Origin of the sequence: Paenibacillus sp. FSL K6-1330, from assembly GCF_037976825.1 — a bacterium.
GTDB lineage: Bacteria > Bacillota > Bacilli > Paenibacillales > Paenibacillaceae > Paenibacillus_AQ.
The window spans coordinates 1,332,881-1,347,814 of the sequence record NZ_CP150269.1 but is presented as its reverse complement, the minus strand read 5'-3'; the positions used below and the strand labels follow the sequence as shown (position 1 = coordinate 1,347,814).

The following is a 14,934-nucleotide window of genomic DNA, read 5'->3' as shown; positions in this document are numbered from 1 at the left end:
CTACGCACCTCCTTTGCTTACAATGTAATCTTTGGCTTTCACAACAGCATCCCCGACGCTAACCTCTTTATCGTTATAATTCACGATGACTTGTTTTCCGTTACTGTATGTTGTTTCAAATACGCCGCTTACGATTTCACGATGGCCTGTAATGAACTCGTTCTGCACATCACCAAGTGCCTCTTCGTATTTTTGATACTGTGACACGATCTCTGCAAGCCAGTCCTTGTAGTTTGTACTGTAGAATTCATGGAGAGAAAGTGATTTAAGTAATTCCTGTGATGAAGCGTTCGTTACGACAAACGACGGTACTGCGCCGTATTCGATTCCCTTCAAGAAATTGTCCGCATAGTCATCACTCAAGTTCGCATACTCGAATGAGTATGTAGTCAGACCATGAAGAGCTATTTGGGCGAATGGTACAACACGATCGATAAACATGTCATAGGAGAAGTTAGAGGCCATGTTGTCCATATGGCTAATATATGGGAAGGTGTACGCGTTACCTCCTGCCCCTCTTACGCTGCCGAATGTTTCTTTTGTCATCTGAAACAACTGGCTCTGAATTTCCTTTGAATGTTTTCTTGTCGCTCTATAGTTCTCATTAAAGTCCGTATTCAACAACGATCCGATTCCTTGACCGTATAAATAGCCATTAATTCCTAATGATTTCGCTTCTTGGAGATCTCCTTCTATAACCCCTTTCATAAATTGAGGACTGACAAATGTCTTCCGTCTGCTATCCCAATTCGTCGATTCTATGACGGAAGAAGCTAGATCACGAAGACCGTCTCGATTTTTTCGAAATCCGTCTTCACCGCCTCTGTTATACGTATAGGAAGAGGCATCAAGATAAACCGCGTAGCCCTTCGAATGAGCAAAATCGGTGAATTTCTTCATTCCCTGATTACCGCCCAGTTGATCTGGAACGGGGAAGTCGCCGCCAAACTTACTGTATCCATCGTTTTGCCAGCCAAGATAAGTGATGTCCATATGATCGACACCAAGTGCAGACAACTCCTGCACGATGCCTTCCGCCTCTTTCGTCGTAGTTAACGGTAGATATGAATCCCACAAAAATCCGTCTTCGGTATCGCCGCCAAGTAAATGCAGCTGCAGCCGCAGCTTCGCATGCTCACCTTCAAGCGGTTTCATCGCCGACTCCTTCATCAACAATTCCCGATAGCGTTCAGCTAGTGTAACATAGCTAATTTCTTCATTCTTCTCCTCGATCATATAATAACGGGTCGCACGATCCGACTTCGTTATTTCCTTGCTATACGTCAAGTAACCGTTCAACTTCTTCGTATCTGTCGGTTGGAAGAACTTGAACCGGTATTGATACTCCGGTGTAACCCAGTTGAATTGACTGAATGATCCCGAAGGCGCCGCAACCACGTTCGCGTACTCTTCACCTTCCGTAATGACTCCAAGAAGTCCTTGTTTATTCGATTTAATGCCAAATACCGGCATAGTAATCGGATTACGATCAGACATGGTATTGCGGTTACTGTATGCCCAATCGTCACCATAAACACGTTCCGTATAGAGGTTTTGTGTACCCGCTCGACGTTCTCTGAAATCAATTAAAGCGCCCGGCCCGTCTGGAATGTATAGAAATCCATCTTCGTCATCCGAAGTTTGTGCACCCAAGAAAGGGAATAAGCGAATGGACGCTAGGCGAGCCATCGGATCTTTCTTGGGCTTCGGTTTCTTGACTTCTTTGCCATCCTTATCAACCGTTGCTGCCGCTGGTTCTTCCTTCGGCATGACTTTCTCATCTACCAGACCTTCAGCTAATACTTTGGTTTCAACGAAATCTTCGCCAAGCTTGACTTCTACAGGAATGATGAAGCCAAGATCTGGCATGTCATACATAACTTTGAATCCCTGATCTGTTACTTCGAACTGGCTTATTCCCCCTTTTTGTGCATAGAAGTTAGTCTCTTTCAGCAAGTCTTTACGCAGGTTAAACTCTACATAACGGAACATAAAGGGTGAAGCAAGATGCAGCTTCCATGCATCTGTATTGAGCTTATCCTGCCAATCCTTCGGATTAGGAAAGGAGCGCCATACTTCTCCTGTGGTTTTACTTGTTACAGTAAAATGACCGGAGGATTTATCAGCTTTGAGCAATAATTTCTCATTCTCCGATATCGTTTGGAACTGGGTTTCATCCGGCAATTTCCCATTTGATTTTGCAGGGGTTACTGCCTTTGTCGTACTCGTCTGAGGTGCTCTCTGTGTCTCCGTTTTAGTCTTTGTTTCAGTCTGTGCTGTTGTTTGAGTTTCGGTCTTCGTCTTATTGGTTGAAGCGGATGTAGCAAAGATGAAACCGCCGAGCGTCGACGCGAATAAGACGCAAATCGCAGCTACCATGAATCGTTTTTTGGACCGTAATAAGCGCATCACATCGACACCTCCTGATAGATCGTGTAAACAAAGTTACCAAATTCGGATGTAAGTCCGATTAAGATGAACACAAGTACCCACATAATGGTCATTGTGATGACCGTAAGTGTTATATTCAATACCGTTTCGCCAACACCGTAGTTTTGCAACGCTTGAATGTTCCAGAAGAATAATAACCCACTCCACAAAAGCATACCTACCTCAATCGAGCTGTAAATGGATGCTTCACTTTGTGTAAAGATGTTCGAAATAAGGGCAAGCGGGATCCCGAGTAACACGACCGGGAATAAGGAATAACAGCTTCCAACGAATACATCTTTAAACCTTGCTTCACCTTGCTTGATCGAACCTACCAGATAGTTACATACCACCCATGATAACCATACGGCCAAGAAGACTGTAAGCATGTAAGTTGAACCCTTTGCATAGACCGGCACTGGATTATATGTAAAACTCGTATAGAACGATTTCACCAGAAGCATGACTACCGTTAATATGAGAATAACGAAAGCACTGATGTAGCCACCCTTATTCAAATATCTCAAATCACCAAACCCATCTATCGGATGTTTCAAGATATAGAATACATGCTTTAATTGCTGGAACCAGGTTTGACTGTTTAACTTATTCGATTTCGGCATCATTCGGAAATTGAATTTTTTCTTTAGCCTGATAAAAACCCATAATAAGAGGCTGGCTATAATAACAGAGTTCGCCAAGGTCGAGAAGTTTTTCTGGAACCATTGCAGGCGAATCTGCCAGAATGAGTCTGAGTATCCCTCACCATCTCCTGCAAGCTTGAACAAGTCTCTAGCGCGCTCGTACTCACCGCGAGAAAATGCGGCCTGAGCGATTCCTTTATAAGCTGGAGAGAAGTGAGCATTCAACTTCAGTACTTTGTTCCAATACTGCTCCCCTTCTGCATACTTGCCTTCCTCCATCAACTTGTAAGCTTCGTGAACCGTTGCTCCAAACTCGGTCGGTTCATACTCTTGAATGAGGCCCAGCGCTTCATCCAAAATATAAAGGTGTTTGTTTGAGTTGGTTTCTACTGCAACAGGTGCCGCTGTTAAACCAACCAGCGAATTACCTAAGGCAGAACGGCCTGACCAATAAAATAACATCGTACCGTTTGCATCATATTGGGAGACAATGTTCCGTGATTTATCAATAATCGTTACATTACCATTCTGATCTAAGGAAACATCGGTAAGCTGCTTCTCAATCAATTCATCAGATTCTACTGTAGCTAAGGAAAACAACCGTTCATTGAACGACATCTCTTTCCATATATTTTCACCGCGAATGTTTAATTTCTTGACTTGCTCTGTTTTGGAACCGGAAACCGTATAGATGAAGCCTTGATCATCGATATCTATATTCCGGATCGTTACAGGCAGAAGTCGAACCTGCCGACTCAATTGCTCTTTCGAATAAAACTGTCTCCGAATGATATCCATCAGCGTTACTTCCGTTTTATTCGTTCCGAAGAACTGGTCGAATTTCCCCTCGGGAGTAAATTGGATGATCCCGTGATAACTTCCTTTCGATACAACATATATAAAGCCGCGTTTATCGATAACCATATTCGTCGGTTCATATACGAAGGATTCATTAATTAGTGGTGATGTAGGACGACCAATTTCAGTCAATAATTTCGCATTCTTATCCAGGTGAACAACTCGCTTATTACCTGTATCCGCAATGTAAACATCGCCATTATCGGCAACAAACACACCCTGTGGTTGATTGAGCGGACTTTCTGGTAACGTGATTAACCGAACAAGCTCACCACTTTCATTCAGATGAACAATCCGATTATTATCGGTATCCGCAATATAAATATCATCATTGTCTGCAATGAATAGATCTTGAGGACGCTGCAGCGATGTATACTCTACTTCACCCTTCTCATTGACGACTGGAATCTCCTGCGCTAATACGCCGACTGGAGAATATGCAGATTGAGTCATTATCGTACGTTCATAACTGTCTTCCGTGAAGGTACGATAAGGAACATCAGCGCTTGCGATCATCGGGAATCCAGTCAGTGCAATCAAGCAGACTAGCCAAAGCACATATTTTCGTTTGCTTGGATTGTTGCGCATTGTACACCTCCCCCATACCACTGCTTATTTGATCCCCGAATGCGCCATGGTCGTGATTACTCTTCTCTGGAAGATCAAAAAGATGAGCAATGACGGTAAAAACATGATTAATGCTCCTGCTGCCGCAGCTCCCTGTCTAGCTACCGAGTTGCTTAGCCCAGATGTTAATGTGCTCATGTAAAACGGCAGTGTCTTCATGGAATCTTCCTGCATGAATAAAGTTGAAGTCTCTACATTCCCCCATGCCGATTGGAAAGCAAGGATTGAAATCGTTGCAATGGCAGGTGTAACGATTGGCATAACGATGCGCAGGAAAATTGTGAATTCTTTCGCGCCATCGATCTTCGCTGCTTCCAGCAACTCGTTCGGCACTTGGTCCATAAACTGCTTCAATAGGAATACGCCCACCGGCATGGCAACAAGTGGCAGTACGTGACCTAAATAAGTGTTCATAATCCCTAGGCTTTGAATGACGATAAAGCGTGGAATCGCGATGGCTTCTGTTGCGAATAGCAACGACAGCATAATTAAACCAAGTACAATTTTTGAACCTGGGAACGGATGCTTCGATAAAGGATAGGCACACATCGCTCCTGTGATAACCATGGCAACGCTAGACAACAAGGTAACCACAATACTGTTAAATACATACCTGGATACCGGCACAATGGTGCTTGCCGTCATGGCAAACAGTTCGGAGAAACTCCCCGTTGTCGGCTCCCTAACAATAAATGTGGGCGGGAACATGAACAGCTCATGCAATGGTTTAAATGCATGGTTGAACAAATAAATGAGCGGAAGGAGCATGAAAATGGCAAGCGGCAAGATACAGATGGCAATCCATATTTGTGCTCGATCGATCAATCTCAGAGCTAATACAAAGTCGCTCCATTTTATTTTTAATTTCCGCTGCATGGCAGTCATCCGTGCCTCTTGCATTATTCATCCTCCTTCGGTGCGAATAAATAACCGAAAAATTTACTTAACACATAACACATCAGAAGAACCACGATAGAAATCGCACTCGCGTAACCGAGTTCGAAACGAATAAATCCATAGTCATTGATATGATCAATTAATAATTGACCCGCATAATTCGGAGTCGGGTTCGTACCCGACAATTGAACCCCAATACCTCCGGATTTAATCGTATGAACGATTGCCATAATGGCTGCGAACATCATCTGCGGCTTCATCATTGGAATGGTGATGTACCACACTTCTTGAAGACGGCTCGATATACCATCAATTCGTCCTGCCTCGTACAATTGTCTATCCACATTGAGGATACCGGCCAAGATGGCCAAGAAACCAATACCCATAGAAGACCATATCGAGACAATGATCATAATATTGAGCAGGTAGTCTTTATCGAGTAAGAATAAAACCGGCTGATCAATGATTCCCCATTTGAGCAAAAAGCTGTTAATATAACCTGATCGGTCCCCGGTAAACATAACCGTCCAAACGACTGCCATCGCAACACCTGCAGATAACGAAGGAGCATACATGGCAAGTGCATACCAAGTGCGCATCGTTGTTGGCAGCTGAGCAATTAACCAGGCTAACAGAAAGGCTAAGATGTAACCGACTGGCCCTACGAATACGGCAAACTTAAACGAGTTAGGCAATACATACTGCAAGAAAATAATGTCCTGTGAGAATAAATTCTGGTAGTTAAGCCAGCCCCGCCATGATGGAAAATCAAAGGCATTAAAATAGGTGAAACTTAACAGAATACCTGAAACAACAGGAATCAGGATAAATATGATGAACATCGCCATAAACGGCAAAATAAACAAGTAAGATAAGCGGTACTTCCACATGTCTTTCAACAAATAATGGATCCGTTCCGAAATGCTGGGCTTCGTCTTACCGAGCTTGGCCTTAGCTCCGTTCACCTTTTCAGAAAGAGCTGCTGCATTATCTGTCATTCAGAATTGCTCCTTTCCAAGGTTCCGTAATTCGGATCAGATCCAGCTTCTTCAACACTTGCCCGTTTTCATCGATATAATTGAACTCTTGCTGTTTACGCTTCATCTCTCGGTTTATTTCTTTAACCGCCTTCTCTAATGCAATCCTCGGATTTACTTGATCAATGGCTGCATTGTTCCAAGCAAAACCAAGTTCTCGAGCCGTCATATATCCTCCCGGTACATTGGGCCATTCTTGCATCCACTGCCATTGATCCAAAATAACGCTGAGATCATCCTGTTTCCAAGGCATATTCGCAAACGCATGAACATTAGCTGAATTCCAGCGGAAGGTTTCACCTCGATATTGCTCCAGATTAAGTCCAAACTCGGTTTGAATATCTTCGGACATATACCATTTCACAAAATCCCAAGCGAGATCGCGTTTCTCTTTCGGCGTATCATTGAAAAGAATGTTCGCTGTCGGCGCTCCCCCGGCAGCCCATCTTGCAATCGTACCGTCTGCCTGCTTTGTTCCAGGAATGGGAGCGATTGCCCATTCATTCATAATTTCCGGTGCTGCGACCAGTAGCTGCATGTATGTATTGAAATCTGAAATACCGATCGGCATGGTTCCATCTCTAAACTGTTGATAGAAACTGTTCACTTGTCGTTCCATTCCGTACACATTGAACATTTCCGTCCATTCTTTGAACGCTTCAAAAGCCTTAGGTTCGTTCAATGCACTCGTCAGTCCGTCTTTCGAATACAACTCCACGTTATTTTGGAAGAACAGGTACGAGAAGTTATCCGGCGGGATGTAGAAGTTGCTTTCGTTCTGCAATAACGTCGGCAGAATCTTGTATACATCATCCCAAGTATCCGGAACAGGTAGGCCAAGCTGATTCATAATATCCTTGCGATAAAACATGATGTTAAAGTTATTGGTCTCCGGTATACCATAAACACCACCGTCATAACGGTAAGGCTGCATAATACCTGGATGGAATTGATCTAACAATTCCTCCGAATCCGGGAATTTTGTAAAGTCATAAATGGCATTGCGCAATGCATAATCAAAGATCGATGCACTCGGTACCCCAATCGCTATATCAGGTAATATCCCGGCTGCTTTACCGAGAACTACCAAATCTGCCGACTGGACCAAATTGATATTCACTTTAATGCCATGCTCTGGTGTAAATCGTTCATTGGCAAGCTGCTGCAGCTCATCGACGTAATCACGCCCTTTGAACATCCAAATATTCAATTCATCTTCTGCATTCCGATCAAGCTGGTTCTTGCTTGAAAAGGAATAGAACAACGTAACGATCGAGTTCCATAATTTCTCGAAGAAGTTTGCCTCTATTCTAGGCAGTTTTGTATCGGGGGCAGCTACATAAATTCGATCAATTTGCAGCGGAGTATTCATCAAATCCACACGCTGGGCCTCAATTTTCTCTTGCATCGTTCCGATGGTTAACTGACTATAAGGAATTTCATTCGGATCTTTTAATAAATCTTCTAAATCTCGCACACTGGATTTAAAGGATTGTGACACATTGTCCCTTACCTTGTTGATTGCGAGCATTTCATCTGTAAGTTTGTTGAAGCTATCCCTTAATACTTCAAGTCTCTTGGTCATACCCGGGATATCTTTCTCGATGTTCCATACGCGATACGCATCTGTGCTATTCCCTGTGGCAATACGAAGTTCTCTGGAAACGTCGCGAAGTTCCTTCGACATCTGATCGATGTCGGCTATGACGGGGATATAAGGCTCGACAGTTGCTTCCATCCTGAGCGAATGCTTTCCTTTTGTGAAATAGAAATCAAATAATTCCCCATCCGTATTAGCAAGCGATACCTTTTTCCAGTCACTGTCATATGGGAACGGAACGTTTTTCATTTCGTTAAAAGGAATTTCACCGTCAATATAAATATTTCGGAATACCGTAGCATTTTTACGCAAATTTTGTTTCACACGGAATGTCAGATGGTATAGGCCATCTTCCGGAACTTCAAAATCCCAGGTTACCGCTTGACCGCCTTTGTTCCAGCCCGTACCACCCAGCGAATTAAATCGAACGAGATCGAGCGACTTAGGCTCAGATAACGGACTCCGATCGTATTGCGTTTGAATCGAAGAGGAGTTTTTAAGGCTGAACTGTTCACCCTCGATGACAATGGCTTCCTTACTGCCGCTCGCTGCATGAGTTGGATACGTTTTTCTCACGTCTTCATAATTGGCAATGTCTTTAGGGACTTGTAAACGGAATGATTTCAGCGCGACCGACTGGCGAATCGTCTCTATACGAATCGTGTTTTCCCCTTTGTTCAAATGCCATTGCAACGGTTTGCTATAAGACCCCTCAGAATCACGAAAAGAAGTCGTTTTCCAGCCCGCTTCTTCGTCAATTAATGAACGAATTTGATTACCCTCATCATCATATTTCTCAGGTCTCACCTCAGAGAATCGCCGTTCCAACGAAACGGAATGTGCCTCTCGAAACGGATATTCTCCATTGATCTGGACACTCATGATCACCGACTGGCGCCCGAGCCCATCCTTTGAAAGAAACGGGTGATAATCCGTAGCCAGTTCATATAAGCCTTCTTGATCTACATTTACTTTGTACTCTACCCAGCCTTTAGGCTGAGACCATAGAAGAACATCATGCTCGCCTTCATAAGAGCCCACGGAGACGACAGCATCATCCGACTTCGCATGATACGATTTAGCATCAATCAGAGCCTCCTTCGCTCCCACCTTAACCTTCTTCTGCTCCCATTCTTTCGATATGGTATAAAAATAAGGCTCATGGCTCGAAAAATCTTGAGTACGTGTATCCGGACTGCTTGATTCTGCAATCTTGGGATCACCTTGTGCGTTACCTGGCAACACCGGATTACCTATAAGGGCTACGGATAAGATAACGAGCAATAATCGGTTAAGAAATTTAATACTTCTCTTTACCATTCGTATCCCTCCATCACTTTGTTAATAGAAGCCCTGTATCTTTATGGAAAAATAATGCTTTGTTCATATCCACGGCGACAGCAGTTCTCATTCCATCGTCAAAGTGATAGCGTGGGTGAGCACGGGCAACCAGATATTTCTCCAACCCTATATTCATATGGTAGTAACGGTCAGATCCAACAAATTCACTTAATTCCATCGTTCCGTTAATAATCGACTGTGGATACGCTTCCAACATAATTTCCTCAAAGCTAATGTTTTCTGGCCGCATTCCAATAATGATTCCTCGATCTACGAGATTCATCTGTCTTATCGCATGAGCTTGCTTCTCTGTGAGCTTAAGCCCGAAGCGCTTCGTATGGAATTCAAGGAACCCTTCACGCTCTTCAATTTTGCCGGTCACAAAATTCATCGGCGGGTTTCCGATAAAGTTAGCTACGAACAGATTAGCTGGTTCATTATAAATAACCTCTGGCGTATCTACCTGTTGAACAATCCCCTTCTCCATGACCACAATACGATCGCCCATCGTCATCGCTTCAATCTGATCATGGGTAACATAAATCGTCGTGACACCGATTTTTTTGTGAAGCCGAATAATTTCCGAACGCATCTGCACACGCAGTTTAGCATCCAAGTTGGAGAGCGGTTCATCCATCAGAAATGCCTGTGGTGTACGAACAATCGCCCGACCAAGTGCAACACGCTGGCGCTGACCGCCAGATAATTCTCTTGGTTTACGGTCCAAATAGTTTTCAATTTCTAGCACACGGGCAGCCCGTTTAACCGATGACTCAATTTCATGTTTCGGAAGCTTTCTCATTTGCAGACCAAAGGCAATATTATCGTAGACAGACATGTTCGGGTATAACGCATAATTTTGGAATACCATCGATATATCACGGTCTTTAGGCGGCATATCATTCACAATGGTATCGCCAATGTAAATTTCGCCTTCTGAGATATCTTCTAATCCCGCGAGCATACGTAATGTTGTCGACTTACCACATCCTGAAGAACCTACAAAGACAAGAAATTCCTCATCCTCAACTTCGAGGTTAAAGTCTTTCACTGCGTATTCTTTATATTTCCCGTAACGTTTGTGAACATGATTAAATATAATTCTCGACACAAGAATTCCTCCTTTGCACGATCCCATTTTCCCCAGTCAATACCTTGGTTTGAATCTTTTGGTCATGAAATATCTATTGTCCCTTAGCCATGGCATCTTTGATTTTCGCCTCAGATTCTTCCTGCAATACTCTTAGAAACTCTGGAATATTCATATCTGACTCAGAGAATTTCATTAGGCTCCCTGAAAGATCCACATATTGATCCCATTTGCTGATCGTTTTTGGAATGACTGGTTGGCGTGAGAAAAATGCGTTGATATCCATACCTTCATAAACTTCAAGTTCTGCGCCAAACTCTTCGTAAACTTTCGGATCGGTTAGTACTGGACGATCCCCAATTCTTGCTAATTGGGCCTGATGCTCGGGAGACACATATTCGGTAAGGACTTGAAATGCCTCATCTTTATGCTCACTGTATTTATTAATAATGAATGGATGCGAGAATGAAGCCGGTGCAATATTCGGTAATTCCGGCCATACCGGCACTGGTACGGATTGAATATGTTTCGTGATTTCCGGATCTCCAATGCCCCATTTAATGTATCCCGGCCAAGATACGATCATAGCGACATTTTTATTTTGAAAGGAATAATCCTTTCTGACTTCCGGATCATCACTATAAATACCAGGGATGCTGTAGAACTTCTTCATCAATTCAAGGTATTTAATAATTGCCGGTTCTTTCGTAATTAAAACCTCTCCTGTTTCGGGATCCGTCAGGTTCACATTTAATTGCTTTAAAGGGACCAAGGCTTCCGTACCTGCGAATCCAGGGCCCATCTCAAGTCCATGATATTGGATTCCGTCCCTTTCACCAGTCAGTTTCTTCGCAAGATCAACCATGTCATCCCATGTCAGATCCCCTGTTGGATAAGGCACTCCAAATAGATCGAAAACCTCTTTGTTGTAAAACATCGTATAATTGTCGCTAGCTGTAGGCATACCTAGCAATCTGCCCTCAGAATCGACTAAACGCCAGTAAGCTATAATGGAAGGGTCTATACCACTAAGATCGAATTGGTGGGATTCGATCAAATCATCGAGCGGTTCGATCATATCCAGCTCCTGCAACGCGTCGATTCCCCAGTTGGCAAATATGATATCCGGCACGATTTGTTTCGCGTTCAGCTCTTGCAAGGGCTCCAATTGTGCTTGGGAGTCAACTAATTCAACGTTAATATTAGGAAGCTTCTCATCAATATCCTTAAAAAGTTTATCGAACGCCTCTTGTCCCCATGGATACAAAATCTTGATGGTAACCTCATCTGTCGATACGGCCTGTTCATCTTCTGTTTTCGCATCTGTGGATGGCGTATCCGTAGACGGTGTATCCGTGGCTACCGTTTCCGTTGTGTCCTCCTGCTGGCCACCAACATCCGTACTGCACCCTGACAACAACAATGAAATCGATAAAATAAACACAGATAGCAGGACTAATGTGCGTTTCAGCTTCATATAACGCTCCCCCTAATGCATGTCATATTTATTTCTTGGATTGCTCTTCCTTGATCTTAATTTCCGACTCTTCCTTCAGTACACGCGTGAATTCCGCTACGTTCAAATCGGTAGTGGCAAACTTCGTGAGTGCCTCATTGATCGCAACATGCCGATCCCACGGACTTTTACGTGCAGGTGGTTCAGCAAATGGATTTTGGAACATCGCCGTGACATTTTTGCCTGTATACGTTGGATCATCTGCACCGAACAATTCCCCATCCTCTTGGCTTAAGGATACGGAAGGAGTCCCCATTCTCATCCGGTATTGGATCTGGTATTCAGGGGAGATCACGTAGGTTAACACTTGCAATGCTGCTTCTTTATGTTCACTGAAATCATTGATGATCCATGGATGAGCCCCTGGTTTAGGAGCTACTCCCGGCATATCTGCAAACGACGGAACGGGAACCATATCCATACTTTTCTCATATTCAACTCTCTCTTCCACTTCTCCGCCAAACCAAGTTAAGAAGCCATGCCAGTTAATGACCATTGCAGCTGTTTTACCTTCAAATTTACTTTGTTCTTCTGGATTATAGATGTTGGGTATACTGAAATATTTCTTGAGAACTTCCATCATCTTTGCAAACTTAGGATCTTTGTCAAACAATACTTCACCCGTCTCTGGGTCTGTATAGTTCATCGATAATTGATTAAATAACGCTGTTGGCATGGCCCCTAGATCAAGGCCACTATATTGAACACCGTCCTTCTTGACGGTCAGCTGCTTCGCCAGATCAATAAGTTCATCCCACGTCATATTGTCAGATGGATAGTTGACACCTAACAGATCAAAGATTTCCTTGTTATAGTACAATGCGAGGACATCGCCAGCATCGGGAAGACCAATCAGACGTCCTTCTTTGTCCCTTGAACGTAATTCCTGAAGCAGCTGTGGATTGACTCCACTTAAATCAACGCCATACTCGGCAATCATGTCATCCAGACCGAATACCATCTCAAGTTCTTCAAACGGTGCTTGACCGGTGTAACCTAATACAATATCAGGAACAATACCTTGCGCACTTAATTCCTGCATATTCTCAGCCGTCCCGTTCCAGTCAACATGCTCGACGGTCACATGGGGGAATTGCTCTTGAATCGGATCAATCATTCTCGGTGTGAAATAGTCGATTCCCCAAGGCGTCGCTATCTTAAGCGTTACGGGTTCATCGCTAAATGGTTTGACAGGCTCTTTCGGTCCCTCTTCCTTACCTTCTTCCGTGTTTGTATCCGTATTATGGGTATCCGTCGCTTCAGAATGGCTTTCCGGTTCATTAGCTGTATTATCCGAACTATTGCAAGCGGTTACAAAAATGGTAAGCATAAGGCACAGAATCATAAGCACATTCCATATTTTTCGGTTCTTAATCACAATCAATTCCCCCTCATTGTTTATTCGGAATCATAGGTCTCCCCCACATGGTAGATAGCAATTTGGCGGATTGAAGGCACATCTTCATAATCTGTTATTTCTAACTGAAGGCCTCGAACTTTAATCGGAGGAATGCGAATAATTGCTTTATGTCCAATGTTTCTTCCTTCGTACACCGTGATGGACCGATGTGTTTTTTCAGTCGTGACGTTAATCCGAAAACCCCGCACATGTTCTCCGTGCGCCAAATCCTCTTGAATCAGGATATGATCGATTACATGAGGTTTCGTTGCCTCATAAGACCATCCTGACTTATTCTGCGAACACTGTTCTATTGAAGCAATAGGATGATCGAATCTTCTACGAATCTCACTACCCATTGCCTGTAACTGTGCTGTATCTTTCGCAGGTAACAAACCTTCTCGATCCGGTCCGATATTTAATAGCAAGTTAGCGCCTCGACCTACCGAATAATAATACAAGCCCATAAGTTGATCTAGACTCTTGACGGTGTGCTCATCACTGTCACTGTAGAACCAATTCGCCCGCATCTGTACATCGCATTCAGCTGGTAACCATATATGTTCACCCAATGCATCTTTCTGCTGGGTTAAAATCGAGAATTCCGTTGCATCTGTAACATTCCAGCAAGGAATCGGTGCAATTCCGTCTTCATTACCTACCCACCGGAAATTAGGATCGCCCATATTAAAAATTAAAATATTCGGCTGCAGTCGGCGAATCTCACCAATAATCCTTGCCCAATCATATTCATGATCTTCAGAGCCGCAACCGTCAAACCACAGAATATCAATGTCTCCATAATCTCCAAGCAGTTCCGTAATTTGATTAACAAAGTAATCATCATATGCACGGGCATCCTGATTATAAAAATCTGCCGAGCCGTCAAATGGAGAATAATATAATCCAGGTTTCACATCATACTTACGGCATGCGGCGACGAACTCCCTCACCACATCCCCGGTTCCCTCTTTCCATGGGGACTCCGCCACAGTGAATGAACTATACTTCGATGGCCAATTAGAGAAACCGTCATGATGTTTGGCTGTCAATACCGCGTAGTTCATCCCAGATTCTTTAGCTGTTCGAATCCACTGCTCGCAATCTAACCGAACAGGATTGAATTCCGAAGGTGACATCGAGCGCTTATCAAAATCAACATACCCCTCATAGAATGTACGCAGACCAAAATGCAAAAACATACCGAACTCCCAACCCTGATACTCTAATTGCCGAAGAGTAGGTTTAATCATCGAATTCGTTATCACAAAGACCCCCCTCAACTTTTTTTCTAATCTTAACAATTCTGTTGTGAAGGTGGTGTGAAGATGTTGCGTATTTCATGTGATGATCCATAACGATAAATAGCAGTAAGAACGAGTGTCCTTACTGCTATTTAAGGGGTTAATTATGTATTAGAGGTTGTTCAAAAAGTCCGCTTTTGATTACGAAGCGAATCAGGAAGCAGCTCGGCATCGAATCTTGAATTCAGCCG

9 protein-coding genes are annotated in these 14,934 nt (G+C 43.5%); all 9 read right to left on the bottom strand.

Annotated features, from left to right (window positions below; genetic code table 11):
* The 9 genes from NYE54_RS05870 to NYE54_RS05830 all read right to left on the bottom strand — a co-directional run bounded on the left by NYE54_RS05870 (nucleotide 1) and on the right by NYE54_RS05830 (nucleotide 14,707).
* On the bottom strand, nucleotides 1-2,409 hold the full coding sequence (locus tag NYE54_RS05870; protein WP_339273396.1) for a DUF5696 domain-containing protein: 2,409 nt from the start codon (nucleotides 2,407-2,409) through the stop codon (nucleotides 1-3).
* A complete protein-coding gene (locus tag NYE54_RS05865; RefSeq protein WP_339270736.1) occupies nucleotides 2,409-4,520 on the bottom strand; it encodes a YIP1 family protein in 2,112 nt (703 codons plus the stop codon). Before NYE54_RS05865 ends, NYE54_RS05870 begins: the two co-directional genes overlap by 1 nt.
* Nucleotides 4,521-4,544: 24 nt before the next feature.
* Complete coding sequence (locus tag NYE54_RS05860; protein ID WP_339270734.1) at nucleotides 4,545-5,459, bottom strand: carbohydrate ABC transporter permease; 915 nt, start codon at nucleotides 5,457-5,459, stop codon at nucleotides 4,545-4,547.
* Nucleotides 5,459-6,346, bottom strand: coding sequence for a sugar ABC transporter permease (locus tag NYE54_RS05855; protein ID WP_251035623.1), 888 nt, complete (start codon nucleotides 6,344-6,346; stop codon nucleotides 5,459-5,461). The genes NYE54_RS05860 and NYE54_RS05855 overlap by 1 nt, the downstream gene beginning before the upstream one ends.
* 97 nt (nucleotides 6,347-6,443) lie before the next feature.
* Nucleotides 6,444-9,413: an extracellular solute-binding protein gene (locus NYE54_RS05850; RefSeq protein ID WP_339270732.1), complete on the bottom strand. Its 2,970-nt coding sequence runs from the start codon at nucleotides 9,411-9,413 to the stop codon at nucleotides 6,444-6,446.
* A gap of 13 nt (nucleotides 9,414-9,426) precedes the next feature.
* Complete coding sequence (locus NYE54_RS05845) at nucleotides 9,427-10,545, bottom strand: ABC transporter ATP-binding protein (RefSeq protein ID WP_076325478.1); 1,119 nt, start codon at nucleotides 10,543-10,545, stop codon at nucleotides 9,427-9,429.
* A gap of 73 nt (nucleotides 10,546-10,618) precedes the next feature.
* Complete coding sequence (locus NYE54_RS05840) at nucleotides 10,619-12,001, bottom strand: extracellular solute-binding protein (RefSeq protein ID WP_339270730.1); 1,383 nt, start codon at nucleotides 11,999-12,001, stop codon at nucleotides 10,619-10,621.
* Between the two features lie 28 nt (nucleotides 12,002-12,029).
* On the bottom strand, nucleotides 12,030-13,418 hold the full coding sequence (locus NYE54_RS05835) for an extracellular solute-binding protein (RefSeq protein ID WP_339270728.1): 1,389 nt from the start codon (nucleotides 13,416-13,418) through the stop codon (nucleotides 12,030-12,032).
* 20 nt (nucleotides 13,419-13,438) lie between these two features.
* Nucleotides 13,439-14,707: an alpha-L-fucosidase gene (locus NYE54_RS05830; RefSeq protein WP_339270727.1), complete on the bottom strand. Its 1,269-nt coding sequence runs from the start codon at nucleotides 14,705-14,707 to the stop codon at nucleotides 13,439-13,441.
* Between the last annotated feature and the right edge of the window lie 227 nt (nucleotides 14,708-14,934).

Bases quoted from the DNA above. Each gene is read 5' to 3' on its own strand.
- NYE54_RS05870 (WP_339273396.1), bottom strand. From the start codon at position 2,409: ATGCGCTTATTACGGTCCAAAAAACGATTCATGGTAGCTGCGATTTGC.
- NYE54_RS05840 (WP_339270730.1), bottom strand. From the start codon at position 12,001: ATGAAGCTGAAACGCACATTAGTCCTGCTATCTGTGTTTATTTTATCG.
- NYE54_RS05850 (WP_339270732.1), bottom strand. From the start codon at position 9,413: ATGGTAAAGAGAAGTATTAAATTTCTTAACCGATTATTGCTCGTTATC.
- NYE54_RS05865 (WP_339270736.1), bottom strand. From the start codon at position 4,520: ATGCGCAACAATCCAAGCAAACGAAAATATGTGCTTTGGCTAGTCTGC.
- NYE54_RS05860 (WP_339270734.1), bottom strand. From the start codon at position 5,459: ATGCAAGAGGCACGGATGACTGCCATGCAGCGGAAATTAAAAATAAAA.
- NYE54_RS05855 (WP_251035623.1), bottom strand. From the start codon at position 6,346: ATGTGGAAGTACCGCTTATCTTACTTGTTTATTTTGCCGTTTATGGCG.